13 protein-coding genes are annotated in these 12,080 nt (G+C 39.1%); 11 read left to right on the forward strand and 2 right to left on the reverse strand.

The genetic code is table 11. The annotated features are described in order from the left end of the window. Positions 1–73: 73 nt before the first annotated feature. On the reverse strand, positions 74–388 hold the full coding sequence (locus AC3EA5_RS13980) for a helix-turn-helix domain-containing protein (protein ID WP_488608898.1): 315 nt from the start codon (positions 386–388) through the stop codon (positions 74–76). Positions 389–706: 318 nt separating this feature from the next. Between AC3EA5_RS13980 and AC3EA5_RS13985 the strand changes: the two genes are divergently transcribed. The 11 genes from AC3EA5_RS13985 (at position 707) to AC3EA5_RS14035 (ending at position 10,586) form a co-directional block, all read left to right on the forward strand. After that, positions 707–1,651, forward strand: a complete 945-nt coding sequence (locus AC3EA5_RS13985) for a replication initiator protein A (RefSeq protein ID WP_488608899.1) — start codon at positions 707–709, stop codon at positions 1,649–1,651. 212 nt (positions 1,652–1,863) lie between these two features. Beyond that, positions 1,864–2,088: a hypothetical protein gene (locus tag AC3EA5_RS13990; RefSeq protein ID WP_427447687.1), complete on the forward strand. Its 225-nt coding sequence runs from the start codon at positions 1,864–1,866 to the stop codon at positions 2,086–2,088. Between the two features lie 20 nt (positions 2,089–2,108). Continuing rightward, on the forward strand, positions 2,109–3,143 hold the full coding sequence (locus tag AC3EA5_RS13995) for a TraC-like domain-containing protein (protein WP_488608900.1): 1,035 nt from the start codon (positions 2,109–2,111) through the stop codon (positions 3,141–3,143). Positions 3,144–3,158: 15 nt separating this feature from the next. After that, a complete protein-coding gene (locus tag AC3EA5_RS14000) occupies positions 3,159–5,033 on the forward strand; it encodes a VirB4 family type IV secretion system protein (RefSeq protein ID WP_488608901.1) in 1,875 nt (624 codons plus the stop codon). A gap of 17 nt (positions 5,034–5,050) precedes the next feature. Next, a complete protein-coding gene (locus tag AC3EA5_RS14005; protein WP_488608902.1) occupies positions 5,051–6,130 on the forward strand; it encodes a M23 family metallopeptidase in 1,080 nt (359 codons plus the stop codon). A 15-nt stretch (positions 6,131–6,145) separates the two neighbouring features. Next, positions 6,146–6,697, forward strand: coding sequence for a hypothetical protein (locus AC3EA5_RS14010; protein ID WP_488608903.1), 552 nt, complete (start codon positions 6,146–6,148; stop codon positions 6,695–6,697). Positions 6,698–6,723: 26 nt separating this feature from the next. Then, positions 6,724–6,972: a hypothetical protein gene (locus AC3EA5_RS14015; protein WP_488608904.1), complete on the forward strand. Its 249-nt coding sequence runs from the start codon at positions 6,724–6,726 to the stop codon at positions 6,970–6,972. Then, positions 6,969–7,994 (forward strand): conjugal transfer protein TrbL family protein, encoded by a 1,026-nt coding sequence (locus AC3EA5_RS14020; protein WP_488608905.1) that lies wholly within the window; start codon positions 6,969–6,971, stop codon positions 7,992–7,994. Before AC3EA5_RS14015 ends, AC3EA5_RS14020 begins: the two co-directional genes overlap by 4 nt. Positions 7,995–8,010: 16 nt before the next feature. Beyond that, positions 8,011–8,745: a hypothetical protein gene (locus AC3EA5_RS14025; RefSeq protein ID WP_488608906.1), complete on the forward strand. Its 735-nt coding sequence runs from the start codon at positions 8,011–8,013 to the stop codon at positions 8,743–8,745. 35 nt (positions 8,746–8,780) lie between these two features. Further along, entirely contained in the window at positions 8,781–10,325 is a 1,545-nt protein-coding gene (locus AC3EA5_RS14030; RefSeq protein ID WP_488608907.1) for a hypothetical protein, read from the forward strand. Positions 10,326–10,337: 12 nt separating this feature from the next. After that, on the forward strand, positions 10,338–10,586 hold the full coding sequence (locus AC3EA5_RS14035) for an AbrB/MazE/SpoVT family DNA-binding domain-containing protein (protein ID WP_488608908.1): 249 nt from the start codon (positions 10,338–10,340) through the stop codon (positions 10,584–10,586). A gap of 761 nt (positions 10,587–11,347) precedes the next feature. Here AC3EA5_RS14035 and AC3EA5_RS14040 read toward each other — a convergent pair. Further along, entirely contained in the window at positions 11,348–11,893 is a 546-nt protein-coding gene (locus AC3EA5_RS14040) for a hypothetical protein (protein ID WP_488608909.1), read from the reverse strand. Positions 11,894–12,080 lie beyond the last annotated feature (187 nt).

A 12,080-nucleotide genomic window follows, 5' to 3' on the forward strand; every position in this document is an offset into this window, starting at 1 on the left:
ATTGTCTGTATCTATCTATCCTCTTTTTCTTTGCAAACAAAAAAACACAACCAGGTAGCGTCGTGTTTTCAGGTTAGTCGTTTTCTGTTGGTGTTTTTTCAAGTTGATAGGCAGCGAACTTATCAAAGATACGGTCCAGTTGTTGGGATTTAAAGTCCTCTGCAAAAGCGCGAACAAATACTTCATTTGGGTTGATGTCGAGCACATTGCAGTAATGAATAATCCAGCCAATGCTCAGATTCGATTTGCCGTTTTCAGCTAATGAAATCCGGGCTGCGTGTTGATCACTGTTTTTCTCAATTTGCTGAAGGGTTAACTTTTTTTCTTTTCGAATCTCTTTAAGGGCTTTGCCTATTTTTTGATAAATATCGATTTCATTTTCGGTCATAGTGGAAAATCCTTTCAAAAAATCATTATGCATCTGGTGAATGTAGGTGGTATACTGAACTAAATTTTTATTTATATATCAAAAAATCTCTACAAACTTGGTTATTGGACAGTTTGGCGACCAGCAATAATCAAGTATATCGGTAGAGAAATTCCAAGGAAAATTCATGTAATTGATGTAGTAAGTATAGCATTTGAATAGAGTCTTGTGAACCTCTATTCATCCGTTATCTTTGCCATGAAGACATCAAAAATGAGTGAATGAATCCTTCTTTGGAGTTTCTGGTGTATGAACAAAATGTAAAAGGGGGGATTTGACATGGCGAAAAAATTTCGTGTGCAAGAAGAAGTAGGGGAACGCTTTTATCGTTTACCCAAAATCTTCTTCACAAGCGATCTTTATAAAAAGATGAGCAATGACGCGAAGATTGCCTTTGCACTGCTGCAAGATCGATTAGAATTATCGATTCGCAACCAATGGTTTGATGAGGATGGATATATCTATTTTTTATTCGGGAATGAGCAATTAAGCGAGATTTTAAATTGCAGCAAGCCGACCGTCATCAAAATTAAAAAAGAACTGCAAAAGGCAGAGTTGCTGGAAGAAAAACGCATGGGTTTATCACAATCGAATCGTCTGTATTTATTAAAACCACAGGTGACGAACGAGGATGTAGTGGAGTTACAGAAGAAGAATGAAAACCCGTCATCCTTAGAGCCCCAACAGAAGTTAAAAAATTTAACTTCAAGAAATCAAAATTCTTTACTTCAAGAAGTTAAAAATTTTAACACTAATGATACTGACCTTAGTGATACTGACTTTAAAGAGACTGAATATAAGATCTATCAAGGCATTGAACAATTGGAGATGCCGGTTGTGATCAAGGATGTACTGAAAAAACATCAAAAGAGATTGATAGATGACGATATTCACATACAAGATATAGCGAATCATTATTTAGGGCATGCATCCATTTTGAGCGCTTATCAATATGCTGATGCGTTAAACTATTCGTTGGAACGTACACCTGGCAAGATTAAAAGCATTCATGCAAGGCTTACCAAGGCTGTAGAGGACAAGAAGCAATGGTTATGTGAACAGGAACAAAAAGGTGGGTTCGAAAGAAAAGAAGAGAACTTGCCGGAGTGGTTTAAAAAAGATCGGGAAAGACGTCAAAAACCAGATAGTGTCGAAGAGGATGAGGGTCTTTCTCCGGAAATGGAAGCAATGAGAGATGAGTTATTAGCAGCGTTAAGAAGATAATCCTTCTTAACGTTTTTTATTTATAAATTAAATTATTTTATCCATAATTTGTATTGCTTTGAATTAAGAACCCTTGAAATCGAGGGAATACTTGAACTTATTACCTAAACAGAAAAGGAAATAGTGCCCATGTAAAATATGGTTATTTAACTTGCCTTTATTGTGGCAACTTGGTAGAGTGGACACAATACAAGATTTAGGAGGTGGAGGAAATGTTTGAAAGAATTCAAGGTTTTTTAGATACATTGTTTAGCGACATGCAAGGAACGTTTATTACCATCTTTGCCATTGGGTTGCTGATTTGCGCCATTGGGGTCTGGGCAGGAGATGAACAATCTTCCCCGAAATTCAAAAACGGCATTAAATTATGTGTAGTTGGCGTGGTGTTGTTTTTACTGGCTCGCCCGGTCATCGATTATGTTCAAACGAATCTCTAACCTAGAAAGATGTGATAGCTATGCGTTCCGAAGGTTACTTTGAACGACAAGAACGATTGCGCTCTTCTGGAAAAGTCGAATTGCCACTGAATATCGACACCAAGAAATACTTATACGGCAATATTTCCTTTCAAGATGTATTTGTCCTTTCCCCATTTGTGGTTTTGGGCATGATTATTTCTTACGTGCTGTACAGAATGGGTCATCTCGATCAAAAGATGATGTTGATTGCGTTTTCCCCCACTTTGTTGGTGGCCGTTTTTCAACTCAACAAACATCCAGTTCGGAAAAATCTTTCACTTCTGCAATACAAAGTGATGTGGAAACTACAAGCAAAATGGCGAAAGAAAGAGTTTTATTATGCGAAAGGAGAGTTGCCGATGAGTCGTAGCGATGGGGATACCCGTACCGAACTTGGACTGAAGAACATTGCGAACGGCTGCATTGAATCGTCGAGTAACACCTTAATCAAAGTGTTGGAAATCTCTTCGGTCAATTTATCGCTGATGAATGAAGTTTCCAAAGAACGAGTGCTTGAAGCGTATCAAGCGTTCTTAAATGACTCAGGTGAAAAACAAATTCAAATCATGCAGGTGGCACAACCGATTAATTTAACGAATTACTTGATGTGGTTCAATGACCAACTGGGGACGGATTCTTCTTACGCAAAACGTGTGTTGAAAGAAGGCTACATGAGCCAGATTGAGCGCATTCAAAAGTCCAAAAACATGGTGACACGAAAACGCTACTTGGTGATTTCAAAACCCATGACTAGTCCAGAAAAGGACTACATGAAGATGGATATGACAGCGAATATCTTGAAGTCGAAACTTGAAATGATGTTGAGTGGCTACGAAAAGCTCGACGTGAAGGTGCTCAACAACGATGAATTGCTGAAGTTTTACTATGCCTGTATCGACTTTGAAAATGCACAAGCGCAAGGCGAGAACATCATCAGTAAAACGAACGCCAGCGCTGATGTCATCATTGGGAAAAATACCGCAAAAGAATTGCTGAACTACTACAAAAATCAAATGAATGAGCGTTTTGAATAAGGAGGTGACGAGACGATGAATTGGTTTACACAACTACTACGCCCAAACAAAAAAGAAGAAGCGAGTTTTGAAGATACAGTCAGAGGCATGAACCAATCACTCCTCACCGTCTTAGCACCTGACAACATCACGGAATACGACTCGTACGTCCGTGTGGGGGCTAACTATACTCGGTCCCTGTTGATTGTCGATTACGATCCCGTGCAAGACCAAAACAAAATCCAGCAAGTCACCGAAATTCCAGAAAACGTGTCCATTATCAATTATGTTCAGGAATACCACACCGGCGAAGTGCGTTCGCAGCTCGTCAAAAGCATCAAGCAAAACCGCATGAAAATGAATACACGGTTTGCAGACGAAAACACCATAATCGAATCACAAGGTCAGATTGATAGTGCATCGGAGATGCTGAAGAATCTCGCGTATCGAAACGATAAAATCTTCTTATTCCACACCTTGATTCACTTAGTGGCGAGTTCCATCGAGGAGCTCGATCAATTGACCACGACGGTGAAAAGCAAATTCTCCAAAATCGGAATCATCCATAATCCAACGGACCGTGCCATTGACGCCTTCCGTTCCTTCCTGCCCCTGAATGAAAATAAAGTGCATGAGCTGACCTACAAGATGAGCAATTCCGAGGCCATTTCCTACTTCTTTCCCTTTCATGAAAATGAAATGTTCTCACAGACCGGTTTAATTAAAGGTCGCAACATGACGACCGGAAACGTCGTGATTGTCGATGACACCACGTTGTTAAATCGACATGAGTTCGTGATTGGAATTTCAGGAATCGGGAAATCGACGTATTTGTTCGCCAACATGACAAACAAGCACATGCTCGGACGCAAAATTATTACCGTGGATCCGAAAGGTGAATTCGGACGTTCTTATGCAGATTTGGGTGGGGCATGGGTGAAGTTTCAATTAAAAGGCGGCAATCGCATCAATCCGCTGGACCTTCCGAAAGTCAGTGAGAAAGTCATCGTTGAGGAAACGGAATTTGGCAATATCCTATTAACGAAGATTTCGAATCTATTAGTCATGTTCCGCCTCATGTATAACGGCATGACCGATTTACAAGAAGAAATTCTAAGTAGCTATATTCAAAAAGTCTACGCGGAAAAAGGGATTACAGATTCGACCAATACCAGTTCATTGACGGCGACCGATTATCCGACTCTACAAGAATTATATGAACTCATTGAAAAAGATCAACAAGATGATCCGTATTTATTTGAAACCATCCGGGATTTTCACACGACACTCAAAACCTATGTCACGGGGATGTACTCGGAACTCTTTAACGGACACACCAACATCAGCATCGATAACGACCTGGTGTGTTATGACTTGAAAGAAATGAGCAACAACGAAAAGATTCAACGCATCTTGTTTTATAACATTCTCTCGCATACGACCTACGAGATTATGAGTGGCGACCGGGAACCAAGTGAAATTTTCATTGATGAAGCACATGTCATTGCGGATCCAAAGGTTCCGAAGGCGATGGAGTTTATCTACTTCATGATGAAAGTGTTGCGTTCGTTTAATTGTGGGATTACGACAGCTTCTCAATCAGTGGAAGATTTCTTGTCTGCGAGAGATGAGAATCGAAACTACGGAAAAGCGATTATTACGCAATCAGTGCAGCGCTTGTATCTGCCAATGAGCGAAGAGGAATTAAAGTTCCTAGAAGAAGAGCTCGGCAACACGTTCTCGAAAGGCGAACGTGAAACGCTCATCTTAAAAGACGGCAAGAAAAAAGAACAAGCCGGAAAAGGCATCTTCTATACCGGTTCCAAAAAAATCAAACTGGAAGTGCAGTTGAATGACGTGACGGAGATGTTGTGGTTTGAGCAAAAGAGTATTAACGACATCACGATTTAAGGAGAAGGGGTGAGGAGATGAACACAAAGGAAACCGCCAAAACACTGGGGGAGTTGCTTCTCGTGAAGGTTTTCTTCAATCCTCTTGGATTGGTCATCATCGGCACTGCCATTCTCTTACTCGTCCTTCCTGTATTCATGGCGATGAACGGCAAAGACAAAGGATTTGATTTAGAAAATCCCGATCAAAACGTACAAGCCCTTTCAGATGCTTCAGGAGGCGCGTATTGCGCGGTGAATGGAGAAATCAATAAAGAGCGTTGGGAAGCCAAATTCAGTACGGCAGGGGTCTTTACGGGTAAAGGACAAGTCTTCATACAGATTGCGAAGGAAAAAGGCATTGACCCCGTGCTCATGGCGGCCATTGCATTTCATGAAACCACGAATGGAACATCGAATGCGGTCATCACGAAAAATAACCCGGGTGGTTTGATGGGAACAGATGGATTGATGAACTTTGCGACGCTAGAAGAAGGATTGATGGCGATGGGGCAAACACTCCACAATCGCATCATACAAGACGGGAAAGTCACCATTGTCGATCTCGGCAGTGTTTATGCCCCGATTGGTGCTGAAAACGATCCGACGAATCTCAATGCACACTGGGTACCGACAATTACATCTATCGTCAGTTCACTTGGCGGATTGACGATGAATTGTACGGTCCAGTCCGGTGATTTTGCACAGCCAATCCCGAATGTCCAAGTGAATTCGAATTATGGCGTACGTATTCACCCGGTCACAGGCGAAATTAGTAATCATGAAGGCGTTGATTTTGCCTGTAGCAACCCAGAATCCATTTACGCAGCCAAGGAAGGAAAAGTGGTGTATGCGGAATTCCCAAGCAGTTATCCGAGGAATACGTATGGCAACATCGTCATCATACAACATGCCAACAATCTCTTTACGGCTTATGCGCATTTGAGTCGCATTGGCGTGGAGGTGGGGCAAGAAGTGCAACAGTTGGAAGTGATTGGACAATGTGGCTCTACGGGACGTTCGACCGGCGACCATTTGCATTTTGAAATTCATTCCGGCCAGATGTTTGGAACTAGACTCAATCCCATGTTGTATTTAGCGTCCGATGAACCCGTCTAACAGAAGGGAGAAACTATGCATAATCGTTCGAAACTCGTACAGCTCATAATGTTGTTTCTTGTGGTGGCTTTAGTCATCATTTCATTTAACTTATTTGCGACAAATCAAGATTTAAAACAAAAAAATGCAGATTTATCGAAGAATGTCGAAAAATATAAGGCTACTGAAAAGAAAGAAAAAGACGTGTTCACGCAAACCGAACAGTTTTTAACGGATACCCTGCAAGGCGGCTCGATTGATTACTTTACGAAACGATACCGCAAAGAGGTGGAACAAACGCTCGAAGCGAATGAAACGTCGCAAGATGTGGACGTCAGTCAAATGAAAGACCTTGAGATTTATAACATTTCCGTTCGCAAGCAAGATGACTCGTACAGAGTAAATGCCATTTATAAAGTGACCTTAACAGGGCTGGATGAGGAGTTTGTGAATCCTGGGGATCAACCCGTCTTAATCCTTACATCTACCATCACGTGGATGATTGAAAATGGAGAACTGAAGGTGGATGCCCACGATTTAGAATCTTTCACTTCGGGTGAACAGGCAATTCAGGAGATTTCTTCTTAAACCGGACACAAAGGACGTGAACAGATATGGCCATCTTGCAAAAAATGATGAGGTTGCAGCGAACCGTCAATGAAGTAGTTGAAAAGACCATCGATCGATTGGCTAAAAAGCAACTCGCACAGGCGCGTCGACAGTATGAATTGGATTATGGAAAATCGCTCAATGCACAAGAAGAAATCGAAATTAAAAAAGGCGTGGTCTTACGAATTGCGTTCTTTGTTTGCATGCCGTTGTTGGTATTGTTGATGACGCTCATGAATGGAGGTGTCAGATGATGAAACAACTTTTGTTGTGTTTGGGAATCTTGGTAGTATCCATGATGTTTATGAATGATGTAGAGGCTGCGGAAGGCGAATTCTTGGAAGATACATTAAATAGTTATCGAAACACAGACGATGTTACTGAAAAGGACGTTGAAAAAGCAAAAGGCTATATGGAAAATGTTTTGTATTTGGATAAATACGATCATGAAACCAATCAATTTGATTGTAAATGGTATGAAGTCATGTGCCAAACAAATGGTTTCTTGTTTACGACAGTCAGTGGATTTGTTTTTGCGGCAATCGATAGTTTCGGAAAGTTCCAGATAGATGAATCGGCTATTACTGGAAATCCAACATATGAAGGATATATGTTGAATTTCAAATCTTTGGCGTGGACGATTACCACCATCTTTTTAGTTTGGCAGACTGTGAAAATTGTGATTCTGTATTCTGCAAATGGCGAAGAAGGGATGAACACGCTTTATGATAAAGTTGTGGCCGTGATAACTGGTGCGATATTGCTTGGGATATATGGTGAGTTGTTTAATTGGATATTGGAATTGACACATCTCCTAACTGAGACGATGTTAAAGAACCCAGCTACACACTACAATGTGATGCAAGTATTGGCAGTTAATTCAGTTGGGTACGGTATCATTTTAATGTTAGTCATTTCAGCTATTTTGTTTGTTTTCTTCATTTCCATCTTGTATCGGACAGTATTGTTTGTAGTTTTATATATTTCAGGTGTTATGGCCATACCAACGATTGTGAACGATCAATACAATTTCTTTAGTCTCTGGCTGAAAATCGTTGTGAGCAATGTATTAACTTTAACGCTACAATTGTTGTGTTTTGTTTTAGGCGTAAAGACTTTAATCAATCTACAAAGTGGAAACCTTTTGATGGGCATGTTATTTTTCATTGTCGGATTATCGATTCCAACGTTACTCAATCAATTTGGCGCATCCACCGGATCTGCGAGAGCAGTAGGTTCGACAGTCAAACATGTAGCTCGTTATGCGAGAAGATGAGAAGGAGTGAAAGAAAATGAGGAAAATAGTCTTATTGGGAACAGTCGCATTCCTCCTGTTACTTCTAGGGGCTTGCAGTAACAGCGAAAGTACAGAAGAAAAAAACGTAAACAAGAAAATATTCACAGAAGTTGATGCTCAGACAACAAATGAGATGGTTCAGTTTTTAGAGGAAAGAATGAATGAGTTCCAATCCAAAGCTAATAGCGCAATAGAAAGTGGAGAAATTAAACCCGATCAAGACGGAAAACTAAACACACCCTTACAAAAACTAGCGAAGGAGACTGTTCTCCATCCATTTTTAGAAAAGTATCCTAACGGGATAATTGGAGATGAAGGAGAGTTATCGGTATCATTTGCAGTTACTGCATCAACAGCTTGTCCGTTTGGTAACTGTAAATATGATGGTATTGCTATACCGGAGATTAATTACGATGAGTCTAATTATTCGATTTATGCATCTAAAATATTTGGTTTTTCTCAAGTTATTTTTCAAAATGTGAAAAGTAAATTCAATGAGGAAAGTCGTGAATTAGAAGATTCTGAATTACGTTTTGTTAAAACAAAAAAAGGTGAACTTGTAATGACATCTAACCCCTTTATTTCAGGAGAAGCATTCTATTTAGAAAAATTAGATGATGAATATAGTGAATTAAAATCTGAGGTACCAGAAGATGAAGTAAAGGCATCGCAAGATGAGTTCAGACAGGAAGTTAAAGAACTACTATCCAATTATCCTGAACTTCAATAACTTAAGTAACAGGGAAATGAAAGGAATGAAAAGAGATGGTTATTCGAACAATTGCGAATCGTGTTGGGACATTTGAAGTTGAAGGGAATACCATTTCCTATTTACAACCACTGTTGACGTTTAATACACAGGAAATGAACGAAATCCAGAGCTGGTATAAAGAAAAAATGCAATCACTGCAGCATGCTGCATCTTTTCTACCGGCAAAAGACATTACCTTTCAATCCGGACAAGTTTGTTACTCGTATCAGGTAACTGGTCTTCAATCATTTAATGTATTAAAGACCATGTACTTGGAGGATAAACTGCCCTATTATCTTTCGTTAATTCAATTGGCGAAAGACAAACAAGTCCAGGTCTTATGGGAGACCGAGAACCTGGTCATTGATCATGAGGAAGTAACTGTAAAAGCACTCGTCATTGAACATAAAGCTTTTGATATTGAAAATACGAAGTCTCGCATTAATGCAGTCAAAGAATTGATTATTATCTCGCTGACAAACTTGCAACATGTATATGGTCGTCCTAAACGTAGTGATTTTTTTGAACAGAATGAAGAAGTCATCCAATTTGCTGAAATGATTTACTTACGCTTGGACTCGCTGGACCATATGGCATCTTACATTCAATCGTTGTACGATGAGGTACAGGTGCGAAAACAACAAGAACAAGACGAACTGGCGGAACGATTAGCAAATAAAAAACGCTTTTCCATTCCTAAACGGATTCCGATACAACTTCTTCCGCAAAAATCGACGAAGCAGCCTCAAATACGTCCGGATTCAATGGTTGCTAAGAAAGCAAAGAAGCCGTTAAATAAGAAAGAAAACAACATTCGTTTTCTGGTGGGTACTGCTATTATCTTAGTGGGAGCACTTTTGTTGAACGTCATCTTAACAAACGCTACCAAGAATGCCGAGAATACAGATGGACAATCCTCCTCACCGAGAGAAGCCAAAGACATAGAGCAAGTTTATGTGGATGGATTGTTAGGCGATACCGAGGGTGTACTGAAGGAATTGGAAGCAAAAGAGTATAAAAGTCTAAATCAAGACGAGACGGAATTGTTGCACCAACTCTGGATGAAACATGGGGCTTATGAGAAGTTCCTGGCAAAAGATGAGGATGCGGTCAGTCAACTCACGGAGCATATGACGAAGCAAAATCAACCCGAAGAATTGGATCGGCTGCAAGAAATTTTAAAGGTCTCGAATCCTCATGTTGAGTTTGGAAAAGGTGTGCTTGCCAAGGAGTGGGAACAAGTTCTAGCCAATAAAGATTTAGTAGAGTTGACAGATGAACGAAAAAACCACATTGTGACCGCCTATCTTCAAACAGGGGACATTGAAGAAGCTAAATCATTCGTTGCCGAACAGGCACCCAAGAATGATGGATTGATGAATCGCGTATTAACAGCTGAGAAAGTAGCCGTTGATTTAAAAGCGTTGGTAGAACAACAAACGTTGCTGCAGAAAACGATTGATGAGAGTAAAGACTTAGCGCAAGTGTCAAAAGCGATGCAAGAAATGAATGGGGTTAAGAAAGAAATAACAGGCTTGAAAAAAGCCATTGGATTGTGAGGCGTTGATTCATTGCATACCAAACGAATTAGCAAGCTAGGAAGAGTCGTGCTGCCAAAAGACATTTTGGACCGTTTCCACTTGAATGATGGAGATCAGATTGACATCTCCTTTAATGATACCCAAATCATCATTGAACCTCATCGTCAAACGTATGTATGTGCGATTACAGGAAAAATCTCCAATGAAGCTGTGAAAATTGGGGAAGCCTGGATTAGTAAAGAAGGCATCAAGAAGTTAATTGAATATATGGATCAGTAAAAGCCTGAATTAGCTTCAGGCTTTTACTTTTTAGAAATCAAGGAGTTAATGAACACCCAATATTTACAGTGTTTTCTGAGGGTTACCCTTTCATTAATGTTCAAGAACTCGTTCAACAATCTAAGTTCAGTAACCTATACGACACTAAGTAAAGGAATACGATTAAAATATACTCCATTAGAAAAAGCCACCTTGTAAAGGCAGCCGATTGTTCAACAAAAACACCTGTTACTAAAAAATTACCGATCAAATTGAAATGATAAAATAAGATATAAAACCCCAAATCCGAAATCTAAAAGATAGAACCGTTTATCCTCTTTTTGAAAATAACCTTCAATCCCATCTATAATTGAATTTACCCCAAATAAGATGAATAACCAACGAAATAAGTAATCAAAATCGTTGATTATACTCATTACCAAAATGAACAATGATATTATGACGAGTAAAATTTTTAGAATAATAAAAGGTTTTGAACTTTTCTTTTTCACCCTTTTTTCAAAAAATAATCCCATTCGAGAACCCCATCTGCGTTTTATTTAATTCCTTCTTGATTAAGTATAATGAAAAAATAGTAATTTTGGGGATATAGTATCAACATTTTTGTTTAAGTAAACTGCCCCGTTAGTTAATCCGACTGGATGATCCTTCCGTAAAACCACAGTAGGTTGACATAACACCAGAATTGGGAAGTAACAGAAGCTTTATGTCAATGAAAACAGCGCCTTAAAAGGCAGCTGGTTATTCAACCAAAACACCAGTTAGTTCAACAACTTTACTCGTTCTCTTAATTCGTTTACTTCTTCAATCATCTGAACTGGATAATTTCTTGGTGTTGACTCTCTCATTGACTTTTCCTCAAATACTTTATTTTCAAGCAAGACTTTCCAAAATTGTTCTGCTCCATCTAAAAGTGCTTCCAAAAATTCTTTTTGAGGTAGAATGGCTTTGGCATAGATATCTTTTGGTTCCCAATCACCTATAATTCGAAACTCCAATAAACTATTATCTATTGAATCTATTTTCAACGTAATAGGGTCAATGCCATACATTATCTGAATCTTACGTTCGTTTAAATAACCTTCAATAGCAGGTATATAAGTTTGTTCCCATAAATCTAACCCACTAGGAATACCATTTCCTACAACAATTTGATCATTATACTGAATCATTACATGCAATTGAATATACTCTGGAGTGAATTTACGATGTTCAAAAATTTCTCTTAGTTTTAAAGAATCTTCTAAAGATATATAACGCTCTTCACCATCACAAAATTCAACTAGAAATGTACTTATTTTAAACATCATTAAACTCCAATCTTTATTAATTTTATAGCCATACTAACAAGTCCAATTGTAGTGAATTTTCAGCATCGGAAAAATTATCCTTCCGTAAAAAATCGATTCACTTACTCAAGTGGATTGTATCACGTATGCATCCTAGGTTGACATAACACCACATCTCGGAAGTTAGACACACCGAAGTAACTAG

The sequence above is a fragment of the Paenisporosarcina sp. genome, from assembly GCF_057785155.1.

Excerpts from the sequence above, each read along its gene's own strand:
- AC3EA5_RS13980 (WP_488608898.1), bottom strand. The coding sequence starts at position 388 with ATGACCGAAAATGAAATCGATATTTATCAAAAAATAGGCAAAGCCCTT.
- AC3EA5_RS13985 (WP_488608899.1), top strand. The coding sequence starts at position 707 with ATGGCGAAAAAATTTCGTGTGCAAGAAGAAGTAGGGGAACGCTTTTAT.
- AC3EA5_RS13990 (WP_427447687.1), top strand. The coding sequence starts at position 1,864 with ATGTTTGAAAGAATTCAAGGTTTTTTAGATACATTGTTTAGCGACATG.
- AC3EA5_RS13995 (WP_488608900.1), top strand. The coding sequence starts at position 2,109 with ATGCGTTCCGAAGGTTACTTTGAACGACAAGAACGATTGCGCTCTTCT.
- AC3EA5_RS14000 (WP_488608901.1), top strand. The coding sequence starts at position 3,159 with ATGAATTGGTTTACACAACTACTACGCCCAAACAAAAAAGAAGAAGCG.
- AC3EA5_RS14005 (WP_488608902.1), top strand. The coding sequence starts at position 5,051 with ATGAACACAAAGGAAACCGCCAAAACACTGGGGGAGTTGCTTCTCGTG.
- AC3EA5_RS14010 (WP_488608903.1), top strand. The coding sequence starts at position 6,146 with ATGCATAATCGTTCGAAACTCGTACAGCTCATAATGTTGTTTCTTGTG.
- AC3EA5_RS14015 (WP_488608904.1), top strand. The coding sequence starts at position 6,724 with ATGGCCATCTTGCAAAAAATGATGAGGTTGCAGCGAACCGTCAATGAA.
- AC3EA5_RS14020 (WP_488608905.1), top strand. The coding sequence starts at position 6,969 with ATGATGAAACAACTTTTGTTGTGTTTGGGAATCTTGGTAGTATCCATG.
- AC3EA5_RS14025 (WP_488608906.1), top strand. The coding sequence starts at position 8,011 with ATGAGGAAAATAGTCTTATTGGGAACAGTCGCATTCCTCCTGTTACTT.
- AC3EA5_RS14030 (WP_488608907.1), top strand. The coding sequence starts at position 8,781 with ATGGTTATTCGAACAATTGCGAATCGTGTTGGGACATTTGAAGTTGAA.
- AC3EA5_RS14040 (WP_488608909.1), bottom strand. The coding sequence starts at position 11,893 with ATGTTTAAAATAAGTACATTTCTAGTTGAATTTTGTGATGGTGAAGAG.